This is a genomic window from Neisseria sp., assembly GCF_041804105.1.
Lineage (GTDB): Bacteria > Pseudomonadota > Gammaproteobacteria > Burkholderiales > Neisseriaceae > Neisseria.
Genome location: NZ_JBHCJY010000005.1, coordinates 1 through 24,052 on the forward strand (window position 1 = coordinate 1; position 24,052 = coordinate 24,052).

24 protein-coding genes and 3 tRNA genes are annotated in these 24,052 nt (G+C 53.3%); 8 read left to right on the forward strand and 19 right to left on the reverse strand.

Annotated features, from left to right (window positions below; genetic code table 11):
* Both ACEYDX_RS00335 and ACEYDX_RS00340 read left to right on the forward strand, forming a co-directional pair.
* On the forward strand, positions 1 to 358 hold a 358-nt coding region (locus ACEYDX_RS00335; RefSeq protein ID WP_373740058.1), incomplete at its 5' end, for a DHHA1 domain-containing protein.
* Positions 359 to 583: 225 nt separating this feature from the next.
* Positions 584 to 1,960, forward strand: a complete 1,377-nt coding sequence (locus tag ACEYDX_RS00340; RefSeq protein ID WP_373740059.1) for a hypothetical protein — start codon at positions 584 to 586, stop codon at positions 1,958 to 1,960.
* Positions 1,961 to 2,370: 410 nt separating this feature from the next.
* Here ACEYDX_RS00340 and ACEYDX_RS00345 read toward each other — a convergent pair whose 3' ends face one another.
* The 4 genes from ACEYDX_RS00345 to ACEYDX_RS00360 form a co-directional block, all read right to left on the reverse strand.
* The gene (locus ACEYDX_RS00345; RefSeq protein WP_373740060.1) at positions 2,371 to 2,847 is read right to left on the reverse strand and encodes a cytochrome b; all 477 of its coding nucleotides are present in this window, start codon (positions 2,845 to 2,847) and stop codon (positions 2,371 to 2,373) included.
* Positions 2,848 to 3,029: 182 nt separating this feature from the next.
* Entirely contained in the window at positions 3,030 to 4,196 is a 1,167-nt protein-coding gene (locus ACEYDX_RS00350; protein ID WP_373740061.1) for an LD-carboxypeptidase, read from the reverse strand.
* A gap of 146 nt (positions 4,197 to 4,342) precedes the next feature.
* Complete coding sequence (locus ACEYDX_RS00355; RefSeq protein WP_373740079.1) at positions 4,343 to 4,741, reverse strand: HIT family protein; 399 nt, start codon at positions 4,739 to 4,741, stop codon at positions 4,343 to 4,345.
* 225 nt (positions 4,742 to 4,966) lie between these two features.
* Positions 4,967 to 6,016, reverse strand: a complete 1,050-nt coding sequence (locus ACEYDX_RS00360; protein ID WP_373740080.1) for a histone deacetylase family protein — start codon at positions 6,014 to 6,016, stop codon at positions 4,967 to 4,969.
* 187 nt (positions 6,017 to 6,203) lie between these two features.
* Here ACEYDX_RS00360 and yajC point away from each other — a divergent pair, with 187 nt between their 5' ends.
* The 3 genes from yajC (at position 6,204) to secF (ending at position 9,339) form a co-directional block, all read left to right on the forward strand.
* Positions 6,204 to 6,467: a preprotein translocase subunit YajC gene (yajC, locus tag ACEYDX_RS00365; protein ID WP_373740062.1), complete on the forward strand. Its 264-nt coding sequence runs from the start codon at positions 6,204 to 6,206 to the stop codon at positions 6,465 to 6,467.
* An 80-nt stretch (positions 6,468 to 6,547) separates the two neighbouring features.
* The gene (gene secD, locus ACEYDX_RS00370) at positions 6,548 to 8,398 is read left to right on the forward strand and encodes a protein translocase subunit SecD (RefSeq protein WP_373740063.1); all 1,851 of its coding nucleotides are present in this window, start codon (positions 6,548 to 6,550) and stop codon (positions 8,396 to 8,398) included.
* Positions 8,399 to 8,403: 5 nt separating this feature from the next.
* Positions 8,404 to 9,339 (forward strand): protein translocase subunit SecF, encoded by a 936-nt coding sequence (gene secF / locus ACEYDX_RS00375; protein ID WP_373740064.1) that lies wholly within the window; start codon positions 8,404 to 8,406, stop codon positions 9,337 to 9,339.
* A gap of 189 nt (positions 9,340 to 9,528) precedes the next feature.
* Here secF and ACEYDX_RS00380 read toward each other — a convergent pair whose 3' ends face one another.
* The 7 genes from ACEYDX_RS00380 to lolB form a co-directional block, all read right to left on the reverse strand.
* Entirely contained in the window at positions 9,529 to 10,101 is a 573-nt protein-coding gene (locus tag ACEYDX_RS00380; protein ID WP_373740065.1) for a 50S ribosomal protein L25/general stress protein Ctc, read from the reverse strand.
* Between the two features lie 165 nt (positions 10,102 to 10,266).
* Positions 10,267 to 11,253 (reverse strand): ribose-phosphate pyrophosphokinase, encoded by a 987-nt coding sequence (locus ACEYDX_RS00385; RefSeq protein ID WP_373740066.1) that lies wholly within the window; start codon positions 11,251 to 11,253, stop codon positions 10,267 to 10,269.
* A gap of 199 nt (positions 11,254 to 11,452) precedes the next feature.
* Positions 11,453 to 11,528, reverse strand: a tRNA-Gln gene (locus ACEYDX_RS00390).
* 10 nt (positions 11,529 to 11,538) lie between these two features.
* Positions 11,539 to 11,614 (reverse strand) — tRNA-Gln (locus ACEYDX_RS00395).
* A gap of 12 nt (positions 11,615 to 11,626) precedes the next feature.
* A tRNA-Gln gene (locus ACEYDX_RS00400) sits at positions 11,627 to 11,702 on the reverse strand.
* The gene (ispE, locus tag ACEYDX_RS00405; RefSeq protein WP_373740067.1) at positions 11,681 to 12,559 is read right to left on the reverse strand and encodes a 4-(cytidine 5'-diphospho)-2-C-methyl-D-erythritol kinase; all 879 of its coding nucleotides are present in this window, start codon (positions 12,557 to 12,559) and stop codon (positions 11,681 to 11,683) included. The genes ACEYDX_RS00400 and ispE overlap by 22 nt, the downstream gene beginning before the upstream one ends.
* Entirely contained in the window at positions 12,559 to 13,155 is a 597-nt protein-coding gene (gene lolB, locus ACEYDX_RS00410) for a lipoprotein insertase outer membrane protein LolB (protein WP_373740068.1), read from the reverse strand. The genes ispE and lolB overlap by 1 nt, the downstream gene beginning before the upstream one ends.
* A gap of 229 nt (positions 13,156 to 13,384) precedes the next feature.
* On the opposite strand from lolB, the gene ACEYDX_RS00415 reads away from it, so the two are divergent.
* Positions 13,385 to 13,828 (forward strand): DUF2846 domain-containing protein, encoded by a 444-nt coding sequence (locus ACEYDX_RS00415; RefSeq protein ID WP_373740069.1) that lies wholly within the window; start codon positions 13,385 to 13,387, stop codon positions 13,826 to 13,828.
* 551 nt (positions 13,829 to 14,379) lie between these two features.
* Here ACEYDX_RS00415 and ftsB read toward each other — a convergent pair.
* The 3 genes from ftsB to guaB all read right to left on the reverse strand — a co-directional run bounded on the left by ftsB (position 14,380) and on the right by guaB (position 17,838).
* Positions 14,380 to 14,658, reverse strand: a complete 279-nt coding sequence (gene ftsB / locus ACEYDX_RS00420; RefSeq protein WP_373740070.1) for a cell division protein FtsB — start codon at positions 14,656 to 14,658, stop codon at positions 14,380 to 14,382.
* Positions 14,659 to 14,673: 15 nt separating this feature from the next.
* Positions 14,674 to 15,960 (reverse strand): phosphopyruvate hydratase, encoded by a 1,287-nt coding sequence (eno, locus tag ACEYDX_RS00425; RefSeq protein WP_373740071.1) that lies wholly within the window; start codon positions 15,958 to 15,960, stop codon positions 14,674 to 14,676.
* Positions 15,961 to 16,374: 414 nt separating this feature from the next.
* On the reverse strand, positions 16,375 to 17,838 hold the full coding sequence (gene guaB, locus ACEYDX_RS00430) for an IMP dehydrogenase (protein ID WP_373740072.1): 1,464 nt from the start codon (positions 17,836 to 17,838) through the stop codon (positions 16,375 to 16,377).
* 227 nt (positions 17,839 to 18,065) lie between these two features.
* Here guaB and ACEYDX_RS00435 point away from each other — a divergent pair, with 227 nt between their 5' ends.
* The gene (locus ACEYDX_RS00435; protein WP_373740073.1) at positions 18,066 to 18,506 is read left to right on the forward strand and encodes a DUF4124 domain-containing protein; all 441 of its coding nucleotides are present in this window, start codon (positions 18,066 to 18,068) and stop codon (positions 18,504 to 18,506) included.
* Between the two features lie 205 nt (positions 18,507 to 18,711).
* Here ACEYDX_RS00435 and pncB read toward each other — a convergent pair whose 3' ends face one another.
* The 4 genes from pncB to ACEYDX_RS00455 form a co-directional block, all read right to left on the reverse strand.
* Positions 18,712 to 19,923, reverse strand: coding sequence for a nicotinate phosphoribosyltransferase (gene pncB / locus ACEYDX_RS00440; protein WP_373740074.1), 1,212 nt, complete (start codon positions 19,921 to 19,923; stop codon positions 18,712 to 18,714).
* A gap of 166 nt (positions 19,924 to 20,089) precedes the next feature.
* Positions 20,090 to 20,923 (reverse strand): ScpA family protein, encoded by an 834-nt coding sequence (locus ACEYDX_RS00445; protein WP_373740075.1) that lies wholly within the window; start codon positions 20,921 to 20,923, stop codon positions 20,090 to 20,092.
* A gap of 370 nt (positions 20,924 to 21,293) precedes the next feature.
* Entirely contained in the window at positions 21,294 to 22,061 is a 768-nt protein-coding gene (locus ACEYDX_RS00450) for an SH3 domain-containing protein (RefSeq protein ID WP_373740076.1), read from the reverse strand.
* Positions 22,062 to 22,130: 69 nt separating this feature from the next.
* The gene (locus tag ACEYDX_RS00455) at positions 22,131 to 22,919 is read right to left on the reverse strand and encodes a ThiF family adenylyltransferase (protein ID WP_373740081.1); all 789 of its coding nucleotides are present in this window, start codon (positions 22,917 to 22,919) and stop codon (positions 22,131 to 22,133) included.
* Between the two features lie 156 nt (positions 22,920 to 23,075).
* On the opposite strand from ACEYDX_RS00455, the gene ACEYDX_RS00460 reads away from it, so the two are divergent.
* A complete protein-coding gene (locus ACEYDX_RS00460) occupies positions 23,076 to 23,558 on the forward strand; it encodes a universal stress protein (protein ID WP_373740077.1) in 483 nt (160 codons plus the stop codon).
* A 54-nt stretch (positions 23,559 to 23,612) separates the two neighbouring features.
* Here the strand turns inward: ACEYDX_RS00460 and ACEYDX_RS00465 are convergent, their stop codons facing one another.
* Positions 23,613 to 23,801: a hypothetical protein gene (locus ACEYDX_RS00465; RefSeq protein WP_373740078.1), complete on the reverse strand. Its 189-nt coding sequence runs from the start codon at positions 23,799 to 23,801 to the stop codon at positions 23,613 to 23,615.
* Positions 23,802 to 24,052: the final 251 nt, after the last annotated feature.

Sequence of the window (24,052 nt, forward strand, 5' to 3'; positions counted from 1 at the left end):
AGGCGCAAAACTGCTCGACAATGCCAAAGATTTGGGCGCGGCCAAACTCGTCGTTGCCCAAATCGACGCCGAAGCAGGCGCACTGCGCGACATCGTTACCGACCTGACCGGCAAAGCCGACAACGCCGTCGTGCTGCTCGCCGCAGTGAACGACGGCAAAGTCTCCCTGTGCGCCGGCGTATCCAAACCCTTGACCGCCAAAGTGAAAGCCGGAGATTTGGTTAAATTCGCCGCAGAACAGGTCGGCGGCAAAGGCGGCGGCCGTCCCGATTTGGCGCAGGCAGGCGGTACCGATGCCGCAAAACTGCCCGAAGTGTTGAACGGCGTGGTAGATTGGGTTAACAGCAAACTGGTTTGATGATGCGATGCGAGAGGCCGTCTGAAATCTTTCAGACGCCTTTACCTGTCCAATAACGCACTGTCCGATCCGTTTATCCGGATACCCATCCGTCACCCTCCGCCGAATCACAATAAATGCGGCAAACCGATAAAAAATGCCGTCGGCACTCTTTTCAGACGGAATGAATACGCCGATAATACCGCTGTTTTTCCCGATATGAATTTTCCCGATAGGAACCCTCAAATGAAAAAAATTATTCCGGTTTTATTGGCCGCGGCTTTCGGCCTGAGCGCGTGCAGCAGCTTGGACGGCAAACAGCCGCACGAGATGGTGAATATCTCCATGAACCGTATGCTGACCAAAGATTACAGCTACAACTACGCTGCCGAAGGCCGTGTGTTCACCAGCAGCAAAGAACAGGGGCTTGCGCCCGAAGCGGCGCTGGAAGCGGAGGCCGCACGTGCCGTCCAGACGGCAGCCGAAGCAGCCGCAGCAGCCGCAGCTGCAGCTAAAGTAGTAGAAGCCGAACAGGAACTCACGGCAGCGAAAAAAATCAAGGCGAAAAAACAGCGCCGTGCCGCCGTTGCCGAAGCGCAAAGCAATTTGGAACGGGCACAGCAGGAAGAAGAAAGCTCGAACAAGGGTTCCGAACCGCTGGGTGTGCTTGCGGCAAACGGCTTGGCGGGAGATTCCAAGTTTTCCGGTATCGGCCGCTACCTGTCCAACGGCCGTCTGAAAATCAACGGTGCGCTGGATTTGCGCCGCAAAAAACTGGAAGCGATTCCCGAATTGTCGTATCAGGCGCGTAACGAAGGCGGCCATATCCGCATACCGATGCTGATCGATGCGGAAGACATGAGCCTGACCGTCGAAGCACCCGCCAGTGTTGCAGCTTTGGCCGGCATCGTCCTGCCCGCAGAAGCAGGCAAACAGATTGCCGACAAACCTGTGCGTTTTGAATTGAGCGATATTCCGAATGCGGAAAAATATCCGGTAAAAACTGCGGTGAAAGCGCTGTTTGTCGCATCCGTCAAAGCCTACGGCGATTTGCCTGCGGAACAGTTCAAAGCCATGCCGCTCGACGGTTTCGCCCGTGAAGTAGGCGCGAAATACCGCATCAGCATGAAGATGGATGCGGCCAACCTCAAAGCCTACGATGCTTCGTTCCAAAAACATTTCCAAGCCGAATATGAGCGTCTGCAAAAAGCATCGCCCGAAGCAGGCGTGCCGTCTGAAAATTACGGCAAAACCCGTGAACTGATCGGCAAAATCCTGGAAAGCAGCAGCAAGGAATCCGCCGATATGTTCGAGAAAATGCTGGGCGCGCCGATGATTGCCGATTTCTATCTCGACCGCAAAGGCCGCATGAAAGGCCAGCGCATTTATGCCCAGGTCAACGGCAGCAAAGAAGCGTTTAATATTGACTTTTCGGTCAAACAGTTCAATTTCGGCAAACCGAAATTCACGTTTACACCCGATAAATCGCAAACGGTTACGTTCAAACAACTGAAGGCCTCTTGGGAAAAGGCAAAAACCGAAAAAGCCGAAGAAACCGAAACAACCGAAGAAACCGAAACAACCGAAGCAACCGAAACAACCGAAGCAAACAGTCAGGAATAACCCGACCTGACGTTTGATACCGTAAAGGCCGTCTGAAAAACATTTCAGACGGCCTTTATCACATACGGAAAATAACCGATATTTTTTACGGATGTCCTTAAATAAAAAGCTGTGTGTGTTCAGCGTGCGGATTTTTATACCAATCGTCAACAACCGTCATTCCCGCGCAGGCGGGAATCATGCTTACATATTCAAGAAACTTTTTTATTCATACACCTGTGGTTATAAACCATGGGTTCCTGTCCGTGCTGGAATGACGGTATCGGTGACATCGACGCATGACCAAAATACAGCCCAATTAATATAACCCGCTACTCAGCTTACGGTTACGGCATTCACGCGCTTAACCGCACACAAACCGAAGGCCGTCTGAAAACTTTTCAGACGGCCTTTGCTGTTTATCCGAATACTCAACCGAGCATACGGTTGATGATTTTTTCGCGTTTGATTTGGTGGACAACGGCCATGGCGATGTGGCCGAGTATCAGGATGCCCAAGGCGATGGCGAGTTCTCCGTGCCATTGGTTGCCGAGCTGCACCATCCATTCGACTTCGCCGCTGCCGTCGGGCGCGCCTTTGCCGATATTGCGGATCAGGCCGACGGCGGGAACGGCAATCATCAGCAGGTACAGGGCGATATGGCCGAGCTTGACGATGATGTTGTGCTGCGGACGGCGGCGCAGGTTGACGTGCATCCACACGAAGCGCACCAACGCCAACACCAGCAGGGCGATGCCGCAGTTTTTATGGATGCCCATCAGCGAGAAATAGTCTTCGTTGATGTTCCACGCCAGCGCGGTGCCGAACATGACGACGAAGCATAAAGCCATCAGCCAATGCAGACAACGGCTGACGGTACCGTAGGTTTGAGGATTGTCGGGTTTCATGGGTGTTCCTTAAGTTGGTATTTTTAATTGTTTTAGGCAATGAAGCGGACATTTCGCCGTATTGCCGCTATTTTGGGCAGCATACAATGCAGCTGCTTTTTAGTTTACTGCTTTGACTGTGTTTTTCAGACGGCCTTTGCCGGTAAAACCAAGGCCATCTGAAAACGGATGGGTGAACCGCTCTATTCCGTTACGGTTTCTTCGATGATGGTCTGATACTGCGCCACCTGCGGCTTGAGCGTGTCGAGCGACAGGGTGGACGCATTGAGCGTGGGATAGCCGCTGAACGTTACCGAATAGCCGCCGTTGCCCGCGCTGCGGATTTTGGCATGCGCGCCCAAGGGGAAAGTGGCTTTGTTGGCGATGTGGCCGAACGGAAACCCGGTCAACACGGGAACGCGGGTAACGCGCTGGATTTGGTTGACCACCGCACTGAAATTGTAGTTCGGATCGTAGGCATCACGGATGGTACCCATGCGGAAATCGCCGAAAATGATGGCACGCTGTTTTTTCAGGATGCCGGCCATATGCAGCGTGTGGAGCATACGTTCGATGCGGTAGGGCTGCTCGCTCACGTCTTCGATAAACAGGATACCGCCGTCGATGTTCGGCATATAGGGGCTGCCCGCCAGCGAAGCCAGCACGCTCAGATTGCCGCCCCAAAGCGTTCCTTCCGCACCGACGTCGCCGCGCTGGACAGCAGGAACGTTTATCGTATGGTTGGCCTGCGTGGTGCCTTGGATAAACGAATCCATGGTGTATGCGCTCGGCTGCGGTTTGCCGAACTCGCTGTACACCATCGGGCCGGCAAAACTCATCATATTGCCCTTAGCCAGCAGGCCGAGCTGGACGGCGCATACGTCGCTGAAACCGAAAAACAGCGTTCCGCGTTCGCGCATTTTCGCGCCGAGCGAAGCAAAATCGATTTGCGGCAACAGCCGCGAAGCACCGTAACCGCCGCGCAGTCCCATCAATACTTTCGGGGCGGGCGCACGGCCGTTGGCCACTTCCTGAAAGTCGGCCAAACGCTCGGCATCCGTGCCGGCGAAACGCTGGTAACGGCGGAACGCGGCCTGCTGGTTGACGATGGTGAAACCCGCGTTATACAGACGGGTCAGCCCCGCATTGGAACGGTCGTGGGACTCGGCGAATCCCGACGGGGCGACCACGCGCAGGGTGTTGCTGCCGTGGTGGGGAACATTGGTTTTCGGTTGCACGGTAGTGGCTTTTGAAGTGTCGGTGGATGAAGAACCGGGCGATGATGTACCCGTACAGGCTTGCAGCAAACCCGCGCCTGCTGCGGCTGCGGATGCTTGGAGAAAACGGCGGCGTGTCGGTTGCCAGGTCATAAAAGTTTCCTTGTGTTTTTGATTTAAAGTGTCGTAATCTCAACTATTCAGCGGTTTGCAAAACCGCCTGCTGTATTTTTCTTTTTCAGACGGCCTGAAACATTCATGTGCAAAGGCCGTCTGAAAATATCCGCAACGGCGGTTTTTTATACCAGCAGCGCCCTGACCTGCTCCGGCCAGTTGTCCGGCAAAACCATCCCTGCTTCGCGCTGCGCCGCAGCCCAAATCGGCGCGGGAAAATTGGCGTCGTTTTCAAAACGGGCGATGACGTGCCAATGCAGGTGCGGTACCACGTTGCCCAAGCTGGCAAGGTTGATTTTCTCAGGCCGGAACACTTGGCGCATGGCGGCTTCGACGCGGTACACCGCGTCCATCAATTCCGTACGCTGCGGTGCGGTCAAATCGGTCATCTCGGCAACGTGCGCATTCCAAACCACGCGGCAAAACGCAGGGGCGTTGGCCTCGTTGTGTACGGCAATCACGCGCAAACTGTCGGTTTGCAGCAGGATTTCTTCGTTTTCGGGAGTACAGAGCGGACAGGTCATGGCAAAAAACAGGGTGGACAATTGCGGTGTATTTTAATGGATTGGGCCGTCTGAAACGCTGTTCAGACGGCCTTTTAACTTATTTTTAAAATCGGTGTGACGCAATTTCCGCACTTTCTCAAAAATCCGCCTGTAATGTTAGGCTGTGCCGCAAAATGTACCGATAACAGGCATGCCGCCACTTTTGTTAAAACAGAAATCCGCAAAAATATTACGCCCTGGTTTTCAGGAATACCGCCCGCCCTGCCCTTCCGTTTTCAGACGGCCTTCATACTCGGTGGCGCATCGGGGTTTGCCCAGCCCCGCAAGCACGTGGATGTGTGCGGCGGCGCTTTTGGCCAAACTGTCCAGCGTGTAACCGCCTTCGAGTACGGAGACGATGCGCCCTGCGGCGGTAGAGGCCGTCTGAATGATTTTGTGGGTCAGCCACGCATAATCCGCTTCGTGCAGGTTCAGACGGCCTGTTTCGTCGTTGCGGTGCGCGTCGAATCCGGCAGACAGCAAAACCAGTTCGGGCTTGAACGCGGCCAAACGGGGCAGCCATTTTTCGCGCACGGCTTCGCGGAAAGTTGTGCTGCCGATACCGGTCGGAAAAGGCAGGAAAACGGCATTCGGCGCGGCAAGGCTGTTTTCGGGAAAGGGAAACAGGTCGGTTTCAAAGCTGTTGAAAAACAGGATGCGCGGGTCGTTTTGAAAAATTTCGGCGGTACCGTCGCCGTGGTGGACGTCGAAATCAATCACGGCGATGCGCTGCAAACGGTAACGGGCAACGGCGTGCATCACGCCGACGGCGGCATTGTTGACCAAACAAAACCCGCCTGCTTTGGCCGTGTGGGCATGGTGGCCGGGCGGGCGGACGGCGCAGAAGGCATTGTATGCCTTTTTTTTCATTACCATATCGACGGCTTTGGTTACGGCGCCCGATGCAAAACGGGCAGCGGCGAACGAACCGTGGCTGATAACGGTATCGTCGTCGATGCGGTAGATTTTTCCCTGCTGCGGCTGCACCGATTCGAGAAAGCGCAGATAGCTGCGGGGATGAACAAGGGCAAGCTGTTTGTCGGTAACTTCTGCCGCTTCCGTCTTTTGCAGCTTCGGCCAAATATTCTGGCTTTGCAGTTCGGCTTCTATGGCACGGATGCGATCGGGTGATTCGGGATGCCCCATGCCGGGTTCGTGCTGCAGGGAAACGGGATGCGAAACCCATGCGGTACGGGCATTTTTGCCCAGCAGCAAGCGCAGGCGGGTACGGAGGCGTTGGATGATGTCGCTCATGTGGTCGTGCCGTGAGGCCGTCTGAAATCTGCGGCGGTTTTCAGACGGCTTTTGATGATAAATATGGTTAATCAATACGGAAACGCTTGGAAAAATCCGTACCGCCCTTTAGAATAGCCTACTTTACGGGCGCACGCCAAACGGTTTTGTGCGCCGCACGATTGATTATTTCGAGAACGGATTGAAAATGGATCAGAATATGTTGGCGCAGTTTGCGCCGCTGGTATTGATTATGGCGGTTTTCTATTTTCTGATTATGCGCCCGCAGCAGAAAAAGTTCAAAGCGCACCAGGCAATGGTTGCCGCTCTGAAAGCCGGCGACAAAGTGGTTTTGGCATCCGGCTTCAAAGGCACCGTCAAAAAGGCCGGCGAACAGTTTTTCACCGTGGAAATCGCGCGCGGCGTCGATGTCGAAGTGGAACGCAACGCCATTGCCTCTAAAGTCGAATAAACGCCCTGCTCCGCACCAAGCCGCTCCGTCGGGATGCGGCTGTTTGCATTTATAAAAGTTTATAAAAACAAAGGTTTGACATGAACCGTTACCCGCTTTGGAAATACCTGCTGATTGCGGCCACCATTGTGTTGGGCATTATCTATTCCCTGCCCAACCTGTTCGGTGAAACGCCTGCGGTGCAGGTTTCCACCAACCGCCAGTCGATTATCATCAACGAATCCACCCAAAACCGCGTGGCCACCGCACTTCAGGCAGCCAACATCCCTACCGACGGAATGTTTGTTGCCGACAATTCGCTGAAAGTCCGCTTCAAAGATGCGGAAACCCAGCTCAAAGCCCGCGATGTGATTGAAAACACATTAGGCGAAGGCTACATTACCGCGCTCAACCTGCTGGCCGACAGCCCCGAATGGATGGCCAAAATCAAAGCCAATCCGATGTTTCTCGGTCTTGACCTCCGCGGCGGCGTTCATTTCACCATGCAGGTCGATATGAAAGCGGCCATGCAGAAAACCTTCGAGCGTTACGCGGGCGACATCCGCAGGGAGTTACGCCGTCTGAAAATCCGCAGCGGTACCATCCAGCAAAATGCCAACAGCCTGACCGTGCCGTTCCAAGACCCTGCCGATGCGGCAAAAGCCCTGCCCGAACTGCAAAAAATCTTCTCCGACGTGACTTTGGCATCGGAAGGCAACAATATCGTTCTCTCCCTTCCCGAACAGACCGTAACCAAAATCCGTACCGATGCAGTCAAACAAAACATCAACACCCTGCATAACCGCGTCAACGAATTGGGCGTGGCCGAACCGGTTATCCAGCAAGCCGGCGCGGAGCGTATCGTAGTCCAACTGCCCGGCGTACAAGACACCGCCAAAGCCAAGGACATCATCGGCCGCACCGCTACGCTGGAAGTGCGTATGGTGGAAGACGATGCAGCCAAAGTACAGGCGGCGTTGGCTGGCAATGTACCCACCGGCTATGAATTGCTGTACAGCGCGGGCGAACATCCCCAACCTACGCTCGTTAGCAAACAGGTCGAACTGACCGGCGACAACATCAATGACGCGCAACCTGGTTTCGACGACCGTGGCGCCCCTTCCGTAAACCTTAATCTCGACGGACCGGGTGGCAGCATCTTTGGCGAATTGACTTCGCAAAACGTAGGCAAACGCATGGCGATGGTACTCATCGACCAAGGTAAATCCGAAGTCGTTACCGCGCCGCAAATTCAAGCCCCGATTACCGGCGGCCGTGTACAGATTACCGGCAGCATGACCACTGCGGAAGCCAACGATACTTCCCTGCTGCTGCGCGCAGGTTCTTTGGCCGCACCGATGGAAATCGTGGAAGAACGCACCATCGGCCCGTCATTGGGTAAAGAAAACATCGAAAAAGGTTTCAACTCCACGCTGTGGGGCTTTGCCGCCGTTGCCTTATTTATGGTGGTGTACTACCGTTTGATGGGCGTGTTTTCCACCATCGCGCTAACCGCCAACATCCTGTTTCTCATTGCCATATTGTCTGCAATGCAGGCCACGCTTACCCTGCCCGGCATCGCGGCACTCGCACTCACGCTCGGCATGGCAATCGACTCCAACGTCTTGATTAACGAACGTATCCGCGAAGAATTGCGCGCAGGCGTCGCACCCCAGCAAGCCATCAATCTCGGCTACCAACACGCTTGGGCAACCATCGTCGATTCCAACATCACTTCGCTGATTGCCGGCATCGCCCTGCTGATTTTCGGTTCGGGCCCCGTGCGCGGCTTTGCCGTAGTGCATTGTCTGGGCATTCTCACATCAATGTATTCTTCGGTCGTCGTTTCCCGCGCCATGGTCAACCTGTGGTATGGCCGCCGCCGCGGACTGCAAAATATTTCCATCGGTTCGGTATGGAAACCCGAAACCCAACCCGCCGGTAAGGAGTAAACAATATGGAACTGTTCAAAATCAAACGCGACATTCCGTTTATGAGCTACGGCAAGCTCACCACATTCATCTCGCTCGTTACCTTTATTGCCGCCGTATTTTTTCTGGTAACCAAAGGCCTGAATTTTTCGGTTGAATTTACCGGCGGTACCGTTATGGAAGTACAGTACGCCCAAGGAGCCGATGTCAACAAAACCCGCGAAAAGCTCGAAACGCTCAACATGGGCGAAGTGCAGGTACAGGCACTGGGTACCAACAAACACATCATGATACGCCTGCCCAACAAAGAAGGCGTATCCTCCGTCCAACTGTCCAACAACGTCATGAACCTGCTCAAGCAGGAAACCCCCGACGTAACCCTGCGCCAAGTCGAATTCATCGGCCCACAGGTTGGCGACGAACTGGTTGAAAACGGCCTGTTGGCCTTGGGCATGGTGGTTATCGGCATCATCGTTTACCTCTCCATGCGCTTCGAGTGGCGTTTTGCAGTTTCCGCCATCATTGCCAACATGCACGACATTGTGATTATTCTCGGCTGCTTCGCTCTGTTCCAATGGGAGTTCTCACTAACCGTGCTTGCCGGCATCCTGGCCGTACTCGGTTACTCTGTTAACGAATCGGTTGTGGTATTCGACCGTATCCGCGAAAACTTCCGCAAACCGCACATGCGCAGTTACACCGTACCGCAAGTGATTGATAACGCCATTACCGCCACCATGAGTCGTACCGCCATTACCCACGGCTCAACCGAAGCCATGGTACTCTCCATGCTGATCTTTGGCGGAGCCGCCCTGCACGGCTTCGCCATGGCACTGACCATCGGCATCGTATTCGGTATCTACTCTTCCGTACTCGTCGCCAGTCCGCTGCTGCTGATGTTCGGCCTTAACCGAGAAAACATCTCCAAAACATCGAAGAAAAAAGAAGAAGTGGTGGTATAACTTTTTGTTTAACTAAGCTCCCCCTCATATAAAAAAGGACACACATCAAAACGTGTCCTTTTGAGCCTTTCTAAGCATAAAAGTAAATAAAAACCTTCATAAAACATCGGCCACATTTTATCTTTTTTATGATAAAACAAAGGCCATCTGAAAACTTTTCAGACGGCCTTTTTAATCGAATCAGAAATCTTAACGTTTTTTACCGGTAACGGTTGCAACAGCCAAGTTGGCGCCACGTTTCAGAGCAACGCTTTCTACGCCTTCAGGCAATTTGACATCGGAAATGTGCAGGATGTCACCAGCAACTACGGAGGCACAGTCAAGCTCCAGCGCTGCGGGAATTTTAGAAGGCAGTACGGTAACTTCAACAGTAGTGTTCAGCAAAGATACGCGCCCGCCCTGCAGTTTTACTGCTTGAGAATTTTCTGCATTCACGACATGCAACGGCACGCGGATGCGCAACGGTTTGTTGGCATCGACAACTTGGAAGTCGATATGCTGTACGATTTGGCGGAAAGGGTGCATTTGGAAATCGCGCACGATAACGTCTTGGGTTTTGCCGTTCAAAGTCAGTTTAATTAATGCAGTATGGAAAGATTCTTTTTCCAAAGCATAGTAAACGGTTTTGTGGTCAACCGCGATGGCAACAGGCTCTTGGCCTTCACCATACAGAACAGCAGGTGTTTGGCCTTCGCGACGCAGGCGGCGGCTCGCACCAGTGCCCTGATCTTCGCGAAGGGTGGCTTGAATTTCGTATGACATAATTTAATACTCCGGTTTAAATAAAAAATATCGTCTTGGGCCGCGACCAGCTTGGACGATGGACGGTAAACCGGCCGTCTGAAACGGCCGGAATTAAAGCAGGCAGCATTATACAACAAACCAATGCCGTATAAAACCGTTAAATGTTTGTTTTCCTGTTTTTTATCAGGGTAGAAGCATCCCGCCGCCGGTCATTGCATCTTCATTGAAAAGATACGACACAGATTCTTCGTTACTGATGCGGCGTACGGTTTCGGCCAATAAACCCGCAATAGAAACCTGACGGATTCGGCCGCATTTTTTAGCAGCCTCCGATAACGGAATCGTATCGGTAACCACCACCTGATCCAGCGCGGAAGACGCAATTCGAGATACGGCCTCGCCTGAGAACACGGGATGGGTTGCATAAGCCCAAACACCTGCCGCACCGCGCTCTTTCAGAGCCGCAGCAGCCTTACACAAGGTATTGGCAGTATCAATCATATCATCCACAATCAGACAATTCCTGCCTTGAATATCGCCGATGATATTCATAACTTCGGCCACATTTGCCTTGGGGCGGCGTTTGTCGATAATCGCCAAATCCGCATCCATTGCTTTGGCAACGGCACGGGCACGGACGACACCGCCGATGTCGGGGCTGACGACGGTCAGGTTTTCAATACGCTGTTGTTTGATGTCGTTCAAAAGAATCGGAGTCGCATAGATATTGTCTACGGGAATATCGAAAAAACCTTGGATCTGGTCGGCATGCAAATCAACCGTCAGTACACGGTCGATACCTGCGGAATACAGCATATTAGCCACGAGTTTGGCAGAAATCGGAACGCGCACGGAACGCGGACGGCGGTCTTGGCGGGCATAACCGAAATACGGAATGGCGGCGGTAATACGGCCGGCGGAAGCGCGCTTGAGGGCATCGGCCATGGTCAACACTTCCATCAGATTGTCATTGGTAGGTGCACAAGTCGGCTGCAAAATGAATACGTCACGTCCGCGCACGTTTTCCAAAAGTTCGACGGCCACTTCGCCGTCTGAAAATTTGCTCACGTCAGCGTTACCCAACGTAATACCCAAATGCTTGACAACCCGTTGTGCCAAATCGGGATTTGCATTGCCGGTAAACACCATCAAACTATCGTATGCAGCCATTTCTTCACCTGATTCTGTATGAGGATTTTGCTTGGGAAACATTTTTCATGCTCCTTTGCAGGAAGGATTTGTTCGGTGCGTTATTATACGTCTGATGCAGCTTAAAACAAAGCGTTTCCAGTAAGATGCCGTCTGCAATCTTTCAGACGGCCTTCAATAAAAAACAGAGCGTACAAATTGTTTTTGTACGCTCTGTATTTGGCTGGGGAGGAAGGATTCGAACCTTCGCATGCTGGAATCAAAATCCAGTGTCTTAACCGCTTGACGACTCCCCAATAAAGGGTGTGGCTGGGGAGGAAGGATTCGAACCTTCGCATGCTGGAATCAAAATCCAGTGTCTTAACCGCTTGACGACTCCCCAACAATTCGGATTTGGCTGGGGAGGAAGGATTCGAACCTTCGCATGCTGGATTCAGAATCCAGTGTCTTAACCGCTTGACGACTCCCCAGCAGTCTCTGGCCGAAAATCAAACAAAGGATGGACGCCTAAGCCTTCCACACAGTATGCCTGATATTCCTCCGAAATCTGCCGGAATAGATTGTATGCCTCTTCGCTACTGTCGAATGCCGCAAACACACAAGCACCGGAACCGGTCATCAAGGGCTTGCCATAAGGCAACAGTTTTTCAAAGGCTGCCAAAACCTCGGAATATTCCTGAAACACCACCGCCTGCATATCATTGCGGAACGGTTGCAGGTTTTGGAAAGACGGCATTATGCTGGGTTTTGAATCACGCGTCAAGCCGGGATGGGAAAATATTTTGGCCGTTGCCACATGCACGGGCGGCTTCACCACCACATACCAGCGTTCCGGTACATCAAACACCTGAAGCTCTTCGCCGATGCCTTTGGCAAACGCATTTCTGCCGAAAATGAAAAACGGCACGTCCGCACCGAGCTGAACGCCCAGGCGGATAAGCTGCTGCCGTGTCAGGCCGCAACCCCATAATGCGTTCAAAACGATCAGAACCGTGGCTGCATCCGAACTGCCACCGCCCAAACCGCCCCCCATCGGAATGCGTTTCTCCAACCAAATGTCGACGCCTTTGCCGCAACCCGTATGGTTTTGCAGTAATTTGGCCGCACGCACGGTCAGGTCGTTTTCAGACGGCACCCCCTCGATGGGTGTATGCAGCATGATTTCGCCGTCATTCCGCACGGCCAGCCAAACCGTATCGCACAAGTCAATCAGGCAGAAAATGCTTTCCAGAAGATGATAGCCATCGGCACGTCGGCCGGTAATACGCAAATCCAGATTCAGCTTTGCCGGAGCAGGATAAGGGTGGGCGCGGGCAGGGACATCCATTATCCGCCCCGCGCGGCACATTGTTCCGCACCGCCGTCTGAATCGGCCTTACCGATGTCGCTGAACACCAGCTTCAATGTCAGCTTTGGATTTTCCAGTTGCAGCATACGCGGTTTGCCTTCTTTGGTAACGGTGCGTGAAATCACCCAACCGTACTGCTGCAGACGGCCGTCGGGCAGCACCTGCGCCGAACCGCCTTCCGCGCGGTAGCCGTTGGCCCACAAATGCAGATGCTGCACCGGCAACGCATAACCCAACAGGCGTTCGCTCAACTCTTCCGCCGTACCTGCCTGATATTTTTTACCTTTGGAATCAACGGCCAACACACCTTTGGCATCTTTACAGAGTTGGCCGACGGTATTGCCCAGCGGCGTATTCACATTGATGGTCTGAACTTGGTTTTGATATGTCCAGTCGAAGTTGGCATAAGAGCCTTTTTCGTTCACCTTAACCGACAGGCGGCCGTCGGCGGCAAAACCGTCCACATCCGCACGTTCTGGCCATGCCCCGTCGTCTTTCGGCTTCATATGGCTGCCGCACGCCGCCAATGCCAACACCAGTGCGGCAACGGAAATTTTCTTGAACATCGGTTTCATGTATTCAACTGCTTTCGTAATCGGTTTCAGACGGCCTGTATTATAGCAAGGCCGTCTGAAAGATATGTTAAGGCGGTTCGGCGCACCCGAAAACATCCGAAACCCGCCCCACCCTTTCCCGGCACTGCCGACGGCAGACACCCGCCGCGGGTAAGGTTCTGTAAAAAGCTGGACAACAGGCCGTCTGAAAACGTTTTTTTGGGCGTAAACCACCCTGTTTTCCAACAATTTGTTTTACAAAAAGGATAGTCATGAACATAAAAAAACCCTTGCAGCCGCCTCTGCCACAGCCGTACTGCTTTCCGCCTGCGCCGCATCGGGAAGTCCGTTTGGTTCGATGACTGCGCCCGACAACGGGCAAAGCAGACTTTATGTGTACCGCACATCCTCAATCAAAGGTGCCGGAATCAGTTTTAACGTAAATGCGGGCAATACACCAATCGGCATAATCCGCAACGGCGGCTATCTGGTTGTCGACCTACCGCCGGGTGAACACGAAATATCGGCCAAAACGGAAGTCCGCCGCAGTGTAACACTGCCGTTCAAACCGAATGAAATCCAATGCGTCAAAGCATCCGTGGGTTTCGGGGCATTTGTAGGACGCCCGAAGTTGGAAGCGGTGTCCTTGGAACAATGCCGCAATGAGATAGCCGGCACCAAAGCAAGCTTGTAAAACTGTAGAACAAATGGTGGCAGTACATCAATATACTGCCGCTGTTTTCGATAATCGGTTTATTGCTTATCTCTCGCCGGGAAATCAGCAACCCATTCGAACGCATTATGGCCATACACCGTTCAAAAGGCCGTCTGAAAACGGTTTTTCAGACGGCCTTTGTTTTTACAAAACTGTGTATGGATATTGTGTTAATACTTTATTTCTCCATTTTCGTGTAGGCGGGAATCCGGCCTGAATACTCATCAATAATTGTTTGTAAAAACATATCGAATTTCAAACATAGATTCCTGCCTGCACGGAAATAACGGTCAGTATATACCGTTTTTACCGGATGCATCATTTGTTTTTACAGTTTATTTCCTATCCTATCTTTTCCTGCCCTGTCTTTTTGGAAATCAGCACCGCTCTTTCATTTTATTCTCTCCCATACCGATTCACCCTATTCGGCAATCAACGGCAAAGCCAAATGTATGGAAAACGCAGCCGATAAAAGGCCGTCTGAAAACAGTTTTCAGACGGCCTTTGTTTTGAACGGCTGATACTGAACCTTATCTGCGCCGTTCGATAAAACGGTAATAGGTTTCGCCGTTTTGGATATAACCCAAATCGACACGGGCGATTTCGGCGATGGCTTCCTGCCCGTGCGCAAGGTCGTTGACTTCGGCGGAAAGGGCGGTGTTGCGCAAAGTGAGCGTTTGGTTTTTCTCATCTTGCACAGCCAGTTTCTCCTGTGTTTTGAGCATGTCGTTCCAACCGCCTTTGGCAACCCAAAGGCTGTATTGGAACCATACCAATCCGACGGTTAAAACCAGAGTAACCCACTTCATTGATTGCTGCTTTCTTTATTTGCCCAGTTGGTAAAACGCGGCTTTGCCGGGGTAGTATGCGGCTTCGGCTAGTTCTTCTTCGATGCGCAGGAGCTGATTGTACTTGGCCATGCGGTCGGAGCGGGATAGAGAACCGGTTTTAATCTGCATACAGTTGGTGGCTACGGCCAAATCGGCGATGGTGGAATCTTCGGTTTCGCCCGAACGGTGGCTCATCACGCTGGTGTAGCGGTTGCGTTTGGCCAGCTCGACGGCTTTGAGTGTTTCGCTCAACGTCCCGATTTGGTTGACTTTTACCAACAAGGCATTGGCCACGCCTTTTTCGATGCCTTCGGCCAGGATTTTGGGGTTGGTCACAAACAGGTCGTCGCCGACAAGCTGCACTTTGCCGCCGAGTTTTTCGGTCAGCAGCTTCCAACCGGCCCAGTCGTTTTCATCCATGCCGTCTTCGATGGAAACAATCGGGTATTTTGCGGCCAAGCCTGCAAGATAGTCTGCAAATTCTGCGCTGGTAAAGGCACGGCCTTCTGCGGACAGATGGTATTTGCCGTCTTTGTAGAATTCGCTGGAGGCGCAGTCAAGCGCAAACAATACGTCTTCGCCGGCTTTGTAACCTGCGGCGGCAACGGCTTCCTGCATCAGCTGCAAGGCTTCTTCGTGGCTGCCGAGATTGGGGGCGAAACCGCCTTCGTCGCCGACCGTGGTCGGGAAACCTTTGCTGTCGCACAGTTTTTTCAGCGCATGGAAGATTTCCGCACCGCAACGCAGGGCTTCACGGAAGGATTTCGCGCCCACGGGCATAATCATGAATTCCTGAATATCCAGACTGTTGTTTGCGTGTGCGCCGCCGTTGATCACGTTCATCATCGGCACGGGCAAGGCCATCGGGCCGGCACCGCCCAGATAGCGGTAAAGCGGCAGTCCGGCATCTTCGGCTGCGGCACGGGCAACGGCCATGGAAACGGCCAAAGTAGCGTTGGCACCCAAGCGGCCTTTGTTGTCGGTACCGTCGAGGTCGATCATGATTTTGTCGATATAGCTCTGTTCGGAAGCATCGATGCCGATAAGGGCTTGGGCGATTTCGTTGTTGACGTGTTCCACGGCTTTCAACACGCCTTTGCCGAGATAACGGGCTTTGTCGCCGTCGCGCAGTTCGAGTGCTTCTTTCTGGCCTGTGGACGCACCGCTGGGCACGGCCGCACGCCCCATCACACCGCTTTCCAGCAATACGTCGCATTCGACGGTGGGGTTGCCGCGCGAATCCAGAATTTCACGGGCGAAGATGTCAACGATGGTACTCATGAGTATTCTCCAAAATCGAAATGAAGGGAAAGAAATCCTTAGCCGCCGGTGTTTTTCAGACGGCCTTTTACATCTGTAGCAAAATTTCAGCGATTATACCGTTTCATGCCGTCTGAAACGAGTGTTTCCTGCGGATTTAAAGAGAAAAAATTAACGGACGTCAAATTACAGGAAGCTACTTGGATAAAGAAAACGGGAACCCGATTTCGATAACCTACAAATTTATCCGCGCAAATCCGGAAAAACACCCGACTGCCGACCAGTGCGGCAATACCGAAAACACGGTATCGGCCGGAGTTTTTTCAAAACATTTCCGCAGGCTTCATTCTGTTGGTTGCGGTTTCCGTATTTTCTTCCTCGGTCATCCGCAACGGCAAAGGCCGTCTGAAAAACTTTTTCAGACGGCCTAATTTCTTAACGGTGGTAATTCGGCGCTTCTTTGGTAATCTGCACATCATGAACATGTGATTCGTTCATACCTGCCGCCGTAATTTCCACAAACTCGGCCTTTTCGTGCATTTCGGCGATGCTGGCGCAACCCAAATAGCCCATGCTCGAACGCAGACCGCCGAGAAGCTGGTGGATAATCGCAGTAATCGGCCCTTTAAACGGCACGCGGCCTTCGATGCCTTCGGGAACGTATTTGTCGCTGCTGTCCTGTTTGTCTTGGAAATAGCGGTCGCTCGAACCTTGGCTCATCGCCCCCAGAGAGCCCATACCGCGGTAGGATTTATAGGCACGACCTTGGTAAAGTTCGATTTCCCCCGGTGCTTCTTCCGTACCGGCCAGCATACCGCCCAACATCACGGTATCCGCGCCTGCGGCCAAAGCCTTGGCAATGTCGCCGGAAAAACGGATGCCTCCGTCGGCAATCACAGGAATACCCGTACCTTTCAAGGCTTCGGAAACATTATGAACCGCCGTCAACTGCGGTACGCCTACACCGGCCACGATACGGGTGGTACAAATCGAACCCGGGCCGATACCCACTTTTACCGCATCCGCACCTGCTGCCGCCAAATCCAATGCGGCTTTGGCGGTGGCGATATTGCCGCCGATAACCTGAACCTGCGGAAAGTTGGCCTTGACCCATTTCACACGGTCAAGCACACCTTGGCTGTGTCCGTGTGCAGTATCGACCACGATGACATCCACTCCCGCAGCCACCAAAGCCTTCACACGCTCGTCGGTATCCGCACCCACCCCCACCGCCGCGCCCACGCGCAGACGGCCTTCGCTGTCTTTACTGGCATTCGGAAACTCGGTGGTTTTCAAAATGTCTTTTACCGTAATCAAGCCCTTCAGTTCGTCGGCATCATTGACAACCAACACCCGTTCGACTTTGTGTTCGTGCATCACATCGCGAGCATCTTCGATACTCGTACCTTCCGGCACGGTAACCAAACGGCTGCGCGGCGTCATAATGGCGGAAACCGGCTGGTCGAGCTGTTTTTCAAAACGCAAGTCGCGGTTGGTCACCAAACCCACCACTTTACCGTTTTCCACCACCGGCAAACCGGACATTTTGCGTTTTCGTTGAGAAAGCATCTCCAAAAGTTCGCGAATCAGCATGGTCGGCGCAATGTTAATCGGATCTTTCACAATACCGCTTTCATGGCGTTTTACCTTTTCCACCGCCCTCGCCTGCTGCTCGGCGGGCATATTCTTATGGATAATACCGATTCCCCCTTCCTGTGCCATGGAAATGGCCAAACGGGCTTCGGTAACAGTATCCATTGCGGCAGAAAGTAAGGGAGCGTTGAGCGAGATTCCGCGGGTGAGCTGGGTTGAGAGTTTCACGTCTTTCGGCAGCACTTGGGAATGTGCGGGAACCAAGAGAACGTCATCATAAGTGTAGGCTTTTTCAACAATACGCATAATGCTCGGCTTTCAATCAGTTTGTGCAAGATGCACGGCATTGTAACACATCCGCCACCGCACCGACAGGACAAACGCCCTGCCCGCTCTCCTCCAACCTCCGACGGAACACAACCAGAAAACAACAAAACAATCACGTCAAAAACAAAAACTACGACATAAGCATGACAAACCGGCAAAGCAAAAGTAAAATACACGCGTTACAACCACACCATCCGGGAAACACCATGCACACCCCAAAACTGCTGGCTCTTGCCGCCCTGCTCTTAACCGCACACCTCCCCGCAGCCGATGTTTACACATGGAAAAACAGCCGCGGCGGCAACAGCTATTCCGATGCCCCCCGCAACCTTCAGCCTGCCCGCAGCAGCACAGTCAACATCCGTACCCATTCCGTGACCAAACCGGCCGCCCCCGCCGTTGAAACTCCAAGCTCCGAAGGCGGAAACACACTCGCCGAACAGCAACAGGCACTCAGCAAAAAAATTGCCGACGAAAACAAAAAAATCGAAGAACAAAATAAGAAAATCGAAGAACAAAACCGCCAACAAAAAGCAGAAAACTGCCAAACCGCCCGTCTCAACCGCCAAGCAGCCGAAACCGCCCGCAACAACCGCGAAGCACTGATTAAACGTTTTGATGCTGATGTGGGTAAATACTGCAACTAAACAATCTACCCAATCTTCCAATATCTTAGTAAGACTATCGTTATAGAGTTAATTTATAAAACTATTTGGTATTCACATGATTGAATTTAGGCCGTGTGAAAATATTTTCAGACGGCCTTGTGTTATGTTCGGCTTACTGTACTGAATCGTCTCATCATCAGAAATACGTCATTCTTACAGCACGCCTCAACACTTCTTTCCTAACTCACGGTTGCGGTATTTGGAATACCTGCCGCAGGTAGGCGAGGAAGGTGTCGTTGTCGGTCATGGTTTTGCCGGGGCTGTCGGAGAGTTTGGCGACGGATTGGCCGTTGCATTCGACTAATTTCAAAACGATGTTGAGCGTGGTGTGGCCCAAGTCGTTGGTGAGGTTGGTGCCGATGCCGAAGCTGGTTTTGAAGCGGTCTTTGAAGTATTGGTGCAGCGCCCATGATTTTTCGATGTCGAGGCCGTCTGAAAAGGTGAGCATTTTGGTGCGGCTGTCGATTTTGAGCTTTTTGTAGTGGGCGTGGGCTTTGTCGCCCCAAGCATAGGGGTCGCCGCTGTCGTGGCGCAGGCCGTCGAAGAGTTTGGCGAAGTAGAGGTCGAAGTCGCGCAGGAATGCGTCCATGCCGACAACGTCGGTAAGGGCGATGCCGAGGTCGCCGCGGTATTCTTTGACCCAGCTTTCAAGGGCGGATTTTTGGAAATCGCGCAGGCGGAAATCGAGGGCTTGGAAGGCTTGCAGGAATTCGTGCGCCATGGTGCCGATGGGGGTGATGCCGAGTTTTTTGGCAAGGCAGACGTTGCTGGTGCCGCGCACGATGTCGGGGGCGGCTTGGTGCAGGGTTTTGACGACGTGTTCCTGCCAGGCGAACGTGTAGCGGCGGCGGGTGCCGAAATCTGAGATGAGAAACGGCGGTTCGTCGGGATTTTGCAGGGCGGCGAGTTCTTTCAGACGGCCTGCTTTGGCTTGCAGGCGGCGTTCGCCTTCGGCCAATACTTCGGGGGTTTCGAGGCGGCGGAAATAGAGTTCGTTAACGATGGCGAGGATGTAAATTTCGAAAAACATCGCCTGTATCATCGGGCCTTCGATGCGGATGTTCAGACGGCCTTCGCTGTCGGTGGATACGTTGACGAAACGGCGTTTGAGCTGGAACAGTTCGAGATAGTCGACGAAATCGCTTTTGATAAACCGCAGGCTGCGCAGGTAGTCGAGTTCGTCTTGGGCGAACCTGAGCGTGCAGAGCGCATCGATTTCGTGTTCGAGTTCGGTTTGGATTTCGGCCAGCGGATACACGGTTTCGTCGTTGTTGCGGCAACGGAATTCGTACACGCCGTGCGCTTGCGGAAATTGGTGCAGAATCACCTGCAACATGGTGAATTTGTATAAATCGGTGTCGAGCAGCGATTGGATGATGGGGGTTTGGGAAGTCATAAGAATGCGCAATCTGTTTGAAGTGATTTTGTTTTGGAGTGTTTTGGTGCGGATTTGTTCCATGCGGAACGGATTTTTTCAGACGGCCGTCAAATTAACACCTCCTTCGCGGCAGGCATCCGCCGCTTAACGGCTTGAACCCGTGCAAAAAAACCGCAACCGGATTTCAGACGGCCTCTTTCGCCGTTTCCGCCACCGCGTCTTTCAGGTGGATTTCGATTTCGGCAAAACCCGTTTCCTGCACAATCCGCACCAAGCCTTCTTTTGCCAACTCCAGCAATGCGATGAAGTTCACCACCACATACACCGCGCCTTGCTGTGGCTTGAAAAGCTCTGAAAAACAGCAAAACCCTTTTTCGTTCAGACGGCGCAAAATCGATGTCATCTGCGCGCGCACGGAAACGGTTTCCTTCACCACTTCGTGACTGCGGTTGTGTTTGGCGCGGGAAAGGATGCCCAGCCAAGCCTGCGTCAAATCCGCCACCAGCACATCAGGCAGCTTGGCTTCGGCGGCGATTTCCAGCGGCAGATAAGCCCAGGCGAAATCGCGTCCCGCACGCGGCAGCGCGTCCAAGCCCTGCGCCGCAAGTTTCATCTGCTCGTAAGCCAGCAGGCGGCGCACCAGTTCGGCGCGCGGGTCTTCCGCTTCTTCGTCGGCCACGCTTTCCGGCTGCGGCAACAGCAGCCGCGATTTGATTTCAATCAGCACCGACGCCATCAGCAGATATTCCGCCGCCAAATCAAATTGATGCTCCTGCATCTGCGCGATATACGACAGATATTGCTCGGTGATTTTCACCATCGGAATATCCAGCACGTCGATATTCTGCTTGCGGATGAGATACAGCAGCAAATCCAGCGGCCCCTGAAAACTCGCCAGCACCACTTTCAGCGCATCGGGCGGAATAAACAGGTCTTGCGGCAGGTCGGTAACGGGCTGGCCGAAAACGTAGGCGACGGTGGCAGGATTTTCAGACGGCGCGGACAAAGTGGTTTGCATGGTTTTGGGGTTCTGTGGATGGTAAGGCCGTCTGAACGGGGCGGCGGGTGGTTGTTTATAAAAACGGCGGATTGGCGTTTTATGTAAAGGTTACAGGTGTAAAGACCAAAAGCTTAACGGCAGGTTTCCGCCCGCTTTTCAGACGGCCTGTTGATTCGGGGCTGTGTAAATAATGCGTTGATGACATCCAATACCGTCATTCCCGCTCAGGCGGGAATCCAACTTTGAATGGAAGCAATCTTGTTTATTCATCCGTTTGTGAATGTTAGCCATAAATTCCCGCCTGCGCGGGAATGACGGTTGCAAACTCTGCCACCTCAATCCGCCCGACACATCCTGCAAAATGCAAACACAAGCCTACACATAAGGGTTAAGCCTCAGGGTGAAGCATCGGCAAAACCTTTTTCAGACGGCCTTTTTCAAACACAAACAGTACATTGTAAACGGCTGCACCGTCGCTGTTTTGGGCAGACAGGAAAAACGTTTCATCATCCGCGCGGTAATAACAGGCATTCCCGTGCCGGAGTTCGGACAAGCTGTCGAAATACGGGTTGAACAGGTGCTCGAACGCCGCCGGCGCAACGGCAACCGTTTGGCCTTTTCGGGTAAAAGTGATGCTGCGGTAATGCGTTGTCGGCATTTGACCGTCCGTACCGAACACGGTTTTGCCGCGATAAACGTCGATGCTCGGAAATTCTGCAGCCGCTGCCGGGACTGCGCCTTTGCGGTCGCGGAAATCCCGACGGTGCGCACGGTAATCGAACTTACCGACTTTCACGGTCAAACCGATGCCGTTGTGCATACAGGAAAAACCGTCTGCCGTGATTTTGACGGGAATCTTGCGGTGGCTGCCGATATTGTTCAGGCGCGAGCCGTGCATCCAGCCTTCCTTGATGTAGCCTTTCGTGTCGCTGTAATACACCGTTTGCCATTGTCCCGAACGGAAATCGCCGCCGTCGCCTTCGGGCGCATAAACGTATCCGCCGCTGGGCATTTTGGCAACAATCCGTCCTTTCGTATCGGGCGTGGCACGTATGTAGGCATAGCCGTCGGCATCGCGGATTTGCGCAAACGGTTCGGCGGCGGCAGGCAGAGCGGCCGCAATTAAGGCAATGGGAAGCAGGCGTATTGTTTTCATGATTGTCCGGGAAAAGGTTAGGCCGTCTGAAAAAACAAACGGCAGATTATCGGCACGGTTCCATGATTTTCAGACGGCCTGTGCCGCAATATGCTCCACCGCAGCCGTGGCGCAATGCAGGCCGAAGGATGCGGTAACGAGCATGCTCGCGCCGTAGCCCGCGCACGATAAACCCTGCGGGGCGTTAAGGCCGTCTGGAACGCCGTCGGCGGAACACGCTTCGGCGGTTTGCGGCGGGGTAACGTTTTCGGTGGAAAACACGCACGGCACGCGCATTTTGTCGCCGCCGCGCGGGAAACCGTATTTTTTGCGCAGGGTATAGCGCAGGTTGGCCAACAGCGGGTCGTGGGTTACCTTGCTCAAATCGGCGGTTTGGATCAGGGCGGGATTGCGCTGCCCGCCCGCGCCGCCGCTCAACACGAACGGCTGTTTGTGCCGCACGAAATAATCGGCCATCGCCGCTTTCACACGGATTTGATCGATCGCGTCAATCACGAAATCAAAAGGCCGTCTGAAAAGCTCGGGCAGGTTTTCTTCGGTCACAAAATCTTCGATTTCCGTAACTTGACAGGCCGGATTGATTTGCAGAACACGTTCATGCAGCGCGGTAACTTTTGCCTTGCCGAAGTCGTCGGTTAAGGCGTGGAGTTGGCGGTTGACGTTGGACTCGGCCACATTGTCCAAATCAATCAGCGTCAGACGGCCAATGCCGCTGCGTGCCAACGCTTCCACCGCCCACGAACCGACCCCGCCTACGCCCACCACGCACACATGGGCGGCGGCGAATTTTTCCAGAGCGGGCGCACCGTATAAACGGGCAATGCCGCCAAAGCGGCGGGAAGCGGTATTCTCAGACATCATGCTGCCTTGCGGAAGGTCAAAATCAAATAAAAAAAGCTGGCAAATCAGTACGGACGTATTATACTTCAAGTGAAGGGGCTGTTGCGCGGACAGCGCGGCGGTCGTTGACAAAGGCGGTATTCCGGAAACCGCCGATACTTAAGGAGAATCATCATGTACAAACATCTCGTTGTAGCTGTCGACGGCAGCGACACCTCGTTCAACGCCCTGAAACACGCCGCCGAACTCGCCCGCGGCAACGATGCGAAGCTCACGCTCGTCCACGTTGCCAACCCCGCCGAATACATGGCGCTCGCCCCCGAATTCTTGCAACACGACAGCTACGAAGCCGCTGCCGTCGCACAGGGCAACGAAGTGCTTAATGCTGCGGAAGAAAGCGCCCGCGCCTTAGGTGTTTCCGACATCAACAAACACCTGCTGGTCGCCAACAAAGGTGCGCGCGAAATGGCACAGGAACTGGTGGACTACGCCGACAAAAACGGTGCCGAACTGCTCGTGCTCGGTACTCACGGCCGCAGCGGCCTGATGCACCTGCTGATGGGCAGCTTCGCCGAAACCGTGATGCGCCAAAGCCACCTGCCCCTGCTGATTATCCGCAGCAAAGGCGAAGACGCGGCAGACGAACCCGCACCGTAAGCGGTTTGACATTTTGCTGTTTGTTTCAAGCCTCCCCGCAGGTTTGCATGAAAATTAAAGAAGGCCGTCTGAAAACATGATTTTCAGACGGCCTTGGTATTGTTTCGCCCAACCCCGCCGATTTTCTGCCGACTTTTCCGGCGGCACGGCAAAACCGCAGTACAACATCACGTCCGCATGATGAGTCCCCCATACAGAAGCCCAGAAGCCGCCGCAGTTTTCACGCTGTTTCATATCACGCAAAAGTAGGTACGGTTAGCCCGCCGAAGCGGGCGTAACCGTACGCAGACAGTGTTTCCCAACGATTGATATACGCCACGGTAAACTGTACGGTTACGCCCGCTTTGGCGGGCTAACCGTACCTACTATAGCAAATAAACATATTATTCGATACAATTCCACCATGGCCTATTCACAAGACTTCAAACAACTCGTGCTCAAAAAACTCCGTCAAGGATGGACGATTCGTAGAGCCGCAAAAGAATTCGGCATCG